The sequence below is a fragment of the Microbacterium sp. K35 genome, assembly GCF_004794375.1.
GTDB classification, from domain to species: domain Bacteria; phylum Actinomycetota; class Actinomycetes; order Actinomycetales; family Microbacteriaceae; genus Microbacterium; species Microbacterium sufflavum.
On sequence record NZ_SSDM01000177.1, the window covers coordinates 1 to 4,664 of the forward strand.

Consider the following 4,664-nt stretch of genomic DNA (forward strand, 5'->3'; position numbering starts at 1 on the left):
CCGCAGCCCGAGCGCCGTGCCGTCGGCGTCGAAGAGGGCCGACTTGATGTCGGTGCCGCCCACGTCGAACGCGAGCGCCGGGGCACCGGGGCCGAGCGAGCGCACCGCGGCGAGGGTCTCGCCGGAGGCGTCCTTCTCGACGTCGGGGATCGCGTCCGCTCCGTCGATCGGGGTCATCGTTCGGCTCCGGTGCGTGCGCGGGTCATGCATCCAGGATGACGGATCGCGTGAGGTTGCGCGGCTGATCGGGGTCGAGTCCCCGCGCGAGGGCACGGTCGAGGGCCGTGCGGTGCAGGCGCACGAGGTCGGCGAGGGGGTCGATGGCGCGGTGCTCGAAGCGGGCGCCCGTGGCACGCACCTCGTCGGCGAGCCCGTCGGGGGCGTCGCCGAACTGCCAGGTGACGCGGCCGGGGGCAGCGATCGCGATCGGGCCGTGGCGGTAGTCCATCGACGGGTAGGCCTCGGTCCACGACTGCGACGACTCGCGCAGCTTGAGGGCGGCCTCGTGCGCGAGCCCGATGGTCCAGCCCCGTCCGAGGAACGTGTACTGCTCCGCGTCACGCAGCTCGGCGTCGACCTCGGGCTCGGCGAGCACGGCGGTCGCGTCGGCGATCGCCCCGCTCAGGTCTTCCCCGAGCGAGGCGCGGAAGAGGGCGAGGGCCGTGGTGGCGAAGCGGGTCTGCACGACCGACTGCTCGTCGGCGAACGGCAGCAGCACGGCGTCGTCGACGAGCGAGACCAGCGGGGAGTCGGGGTCGCCGATCACACCCACGGTGCGCACGCGTCCGCGCACGCGCTCGACCAGATCGAGGACCTCGCTCGTGGTGCCGGACCGCGTGAGGGCGACGATGGCGTCGTAGCCGCGGTCGACGAAGGCCTCGGAGGCGGCGAACGCGTCGGTCTCCCCATGTCCCGTGGACTCGCGCAGCGCGGCGTAGGACTGCGCCATGAACCAGGAGGTGCCGCATCCGACGACCGCGACCCTGGCCCCGCGGGCGGGCAGCCGCCCCTGCTCGGCGGTGAGATCGGCGGCGCGCTGCCACATCTCCGGCTGCGAGAGGAGTTCTTCGCGCATGTGCGCGCCGGGCAGGTTTTCGGTCATCGGTCGACCCTTTCAGACGAGTAGTTGCGTATTTGTGATTCTTTCGGGTGCGTTTCGATCATAGTATGTCACCACCATCGAGCAAGATCGGGCGAATGCTTGATTTTGTTTGTTTGCCTGACAAATAATCTGTACGTTCCACCCAAGCTTCGGCTTGACCCGAGAGGTCGCCCTCACCGCGATCGATCACCACGCACCGTCGCGTGAAGAGTGTTCTGCGACTGTGCACCACCCCCGCTCCGTCGGACGGCGGCTCGCCCGCCCACCGACCACGGCACACACAGTGAGGAATGCAATGCCCATGAAGAAGTCACTGCGGTTCGGGGCGGCTGCCGTCGCGGCCGTCGCCACGCTGTCGCTCGCCTCGTGCGGATTCGGCGGTTCGGGCGGCGACAGCGGCGGGGACGCCGACGGCAAGACCACGCTCGACCTGCTCGTCCCCAGCTACTCCGACGCGACGAAGGGGCTGTGGGAAGACGTGATCGACGGGTTCGAGAAGGAGAACCCCGACATCGACGTGAAGCTCGAAGTGCAGTCGTGGGACAACCTCGAGAAGGTCATCTCCACCAAGATCCAGGCGGGCGAGGCTCCCGACATCTACAACGGCGGGCCGTTCGCCGGGTTCGTCGGCGACGAGCTGCTCTACCCGGTCAAGGACGTCGTGTCGGACGAGGTCTACTCCGACTTCCAGGACTCCTTCATCAAGAACGCCGAGATCGACGGCACGGCCTACGCCCTGCCGCTCATCGCCTCCGCGCGCGCCCTCTTCGTCAACAACACCCTGCTGCAGCAGGCGGGTGTCGAGGCGCCCACCAACTGGGACGAGCTGCTCGACGCGGCCACCAAGGTCTCCGCGCTCGGCGGCGGGGTCGCCGGATACGGCATGCCCCTCGGCTCGGAAGAGGCACAGGCCGAGGCGGCCGTGTGGCTGTGGGGCGGCGGCGGCTCGTTCGGTGACGCGTCCGAGATCACGATCGACACCCCCGAGAACCTCGTCGGTGCCGAGCAGATCAAGAAGATGATCGACGCCGGTGCGACCCAGGCCGACCCGGGCTCCACGCAGCGCTCCCCGCTGATGGACATCTTCATCCAGGGCAAGATCGGCATGCAGGTCGGCCTGCCGCCCACGGTCGGGCAGATCGCCGACAGCAACCCCGAGCTGGACTACTCGATCGTCCCGATCCCGACCAAGGACGGCTCGCCGTTCACGCTCGGCGTCATGGACCAGCTGATGGCGTTCCAGAACGACGACGACAAGAAGGACGCGATCACCAAGTTCTTCGACTACTACTACGCCCCCGACGTGTACGTGCCGTGGGTGCAGGCCGAGGGCTTCCTGCCCGTCACCAAGTCCGGCGCCGAGAAGCTGTCCGGCGAGGAGGCGCTCAAGCCGTTCCTCGACGTGCTGCCCGACGCGCAGTTCTACCCGTCGACGAACCCGAAGTGGTCGGCCGCCGACGGTGCGTTCAAGTCGCTGTTCGGTCAGCTCCAGTCGAAGCCGGCACAGGACGTGCTGACCGAGATCCAGGCGCAGGTCGACGCGGGCTGACCCGCAGAACGGAGAGGTTCGGGTATCCCATGAGCCAGACCACAGAATCCTCGAACCTCGCGGGGGCGGCGACCGGCCGCCCCCGCACCCCCGACGCCGGGGCCGCCGGTCGCGGCCGCCCCGGCGGACGGGACCTCCTCCAGGCGCTGCCCTGGATCGCACCGGCACTGGTGCTCATCATCGGCGTGGTGCTGTTCCCCGCCGGCGTCATGTTCTTCAACTCGACGCGCGACATCTCCCTCTCCGGGCTCGACAAGGGCTCGGTCGGCGTCGACAACTTCGTCACCGTGTTCACGTTCGCGGAGTTCTGGCCCATCTTCTTCCGCACGATCGTGTGGGTCGTGTCGGTGGTCGCGCTCACCGTGGTGATCTCGCTCGGGCTCGCGCAGATCCTCAACAAGGCGTTCCCCGGGCGCCAGCTCGTGCGCATGGCCGTCATCGTGCCGTGGGCGGCCTCGGTCGTGATGACGACCATGGTGTTCTACTACAGCCTCGAGCCGTACTTCGGCATCTTCAACAAGTTCCTCTACGACATCGGGCTCTCCGACGACGCGGTCGGCTACGGGTGGACGAAGAACCCCGCGACCGCGTTCACCTGGTCGATCGTGATCGCCGTGTTCGTGTCGCTGCCGTTCACCACGTACACGATCCTCGCCGGGTTGCAGGCCGTGCCCGCCGACGCGATCGAGGCCGCGAAGATGGACGGCGCCGGTCCCGCCCGCACCTACTGGGCGATCGTGCTGCCGCAGCTGCGCAGCGCCCTCGCCGTGGCGATCCTCATCAACATCATCAACGTGTTCAACTCGCTGCCGATCCTCAAGGTGATGACCGGGTCGATCCCCGGCTACGGCGCCGACACGATCATGACCCTGATCTTCAAGTACATCGAGCTGCAGAAGAAGGTCGACGTCGCCAGCGCCCTGTCCGTCGTCGCCTTCCTCATCGTGATCGTGATCGTCGCGGCGTACGTGAAGATCGTCAAGCCCATGAAGGAGGTCTGATCATGACCGTGACCGAGACCGCCCTCGTGACCACCGCCGACTCCCGTGGTCGCCGCACCCCGCCGATCCCCGGCCGTCGGCGCCGCTACACCGCCGACCAGGTGTCGCTGCCGCGCGTGATCCTGCGCACGGCCGCGGGGTTCCTCGTGCTGGCGATCTTCGTGCTGCCGTACCTCGTGATGTTCTTCGGCTCGGTGAAGACCAAGGCGCAGATCCGCTCGGTCGACCCGACCTACCTCCCGACCGAGTGGCACTGGGAGAACTACCTCACGATGTGGTCGACGCCCGAGACGCCGCTGCCGTACAACCTGGTGTCGACGATCGTCATCTCGGTGTTCGCGACGCTGCTCGTGCTGCTGGTGTCGCTCCCGGCCGCGTACTACACGGCGCGGTTCACGTTCCCCGGCCGCATGGTGTTCCTGTTCCTCGTGATCGTCACGCAGATGCTGCAGCCGGCGGTGCTCACGTCGGGTCTGTTCCGGCAGTTCACCACGCTCGGCCTCGGCGACACGTGGGCCGCGATGATCTTCATCAACGCCGCGTTCAACCTGTCGTTCGCGGTGTGGATCATGCACTCCTTCTTCGCGGGCATCCCCAAGGAGGTCGATGAGGCGGCGCAGATCGACGGCGCAGGACGCCTGACGGTGCTCTTCCGCATCAACCTGCCGCTCGTGTGGCCGGGCATCGTCACCGCGATCGTGTTCACCTTCGTGGCCTGCTGGAACGAGTTCGCCGCGTCGCTCGTGATCCTGTCGACCGACAAGAACCAGCCGCTGTCGGTGGCGCTGACGAAGTTCGTGGGTCAGTACGAGACCAGCTGGCAGTACGTGTTCGGCGTCTCGATCGTCGCGATCCTGCCGGTGATCATCCTGTTCATGCTGATCGAGAAGCGCCTGGTCGGCGGCCTCACCGCGGGCAGCGTGAAGTAGCCCGCGCGGGCGGGTTCAGGGGCGGGGGGCCGCGGCGGCGCGCAGCTGCTGCGGACTCCAGCGCACCCCGAGCGCGGCGGTGA

Annotated in this window: 4 protein-coding genes; 3 read left to right on the forward strand and 1 reads right to left on the reverse strand. The window is 67.9% G+C overall.

The genetic code is table 11. The features are described from left to right. Window positions 1–202: 202 nt before the first annotated feature. Entirely contained in the window at window positions 203–1,102 is a 900-nt protein-coding gene (locus DW299_RS06840; protein WP_136036140.1) for an SIS domain-containing protein, read from the reverse strand. A 301-nt stretch (window positions 1,103–1,403) separates the two neighbouring features. On the opposite strand from DW299_RS06840, the gene DW299_RS06845 reads away from it, so the two are divergent. Genes DW299_RS06845 through DW299_RS06855 form a run of 3 tightly spaced genes read left to right on the forward strand, consistent with a single transcriptional unit; the run spans window position 1,404 to window position 4,581 of the window. After that, window positions 1,404–2,651, forward strand: coding sequence for an extracellular solute-binding protein (locus DW299_RS06845; RefSeq protein ID WP_136033332.1), 1,248 nt, complete (start codon window positions 1,404–1,406; stop codon window positions 2,649–2,651). 29 nt (window positions 2,652–2,680) lie between these two features. Further along, window positions 2,681–3,652, forward strand: a complete 972-nt coding sequence (locus tag DW299_RS06850; RefSeq protein WP_136036141.1) for a carbohydrate ABC transporter permease — start codon at window positions 2,681–2,683, stop codon at window positions 3,650–3,652. 2 nt (window positions 3,653–3,654) lie between these two features. Further along, window positions 3,655–4,581, forward strand: coding sequence for a carbohydrate ABC transporter permease (locus DW299_RS06855; protein ID WP_205814344.1), 927 nt, complete (start codon window positions 3,655–3,657; stop codon window positions 4,579–4,581). Window positions 4,582–4,664 lie beyond the last annotated feature (83 nt).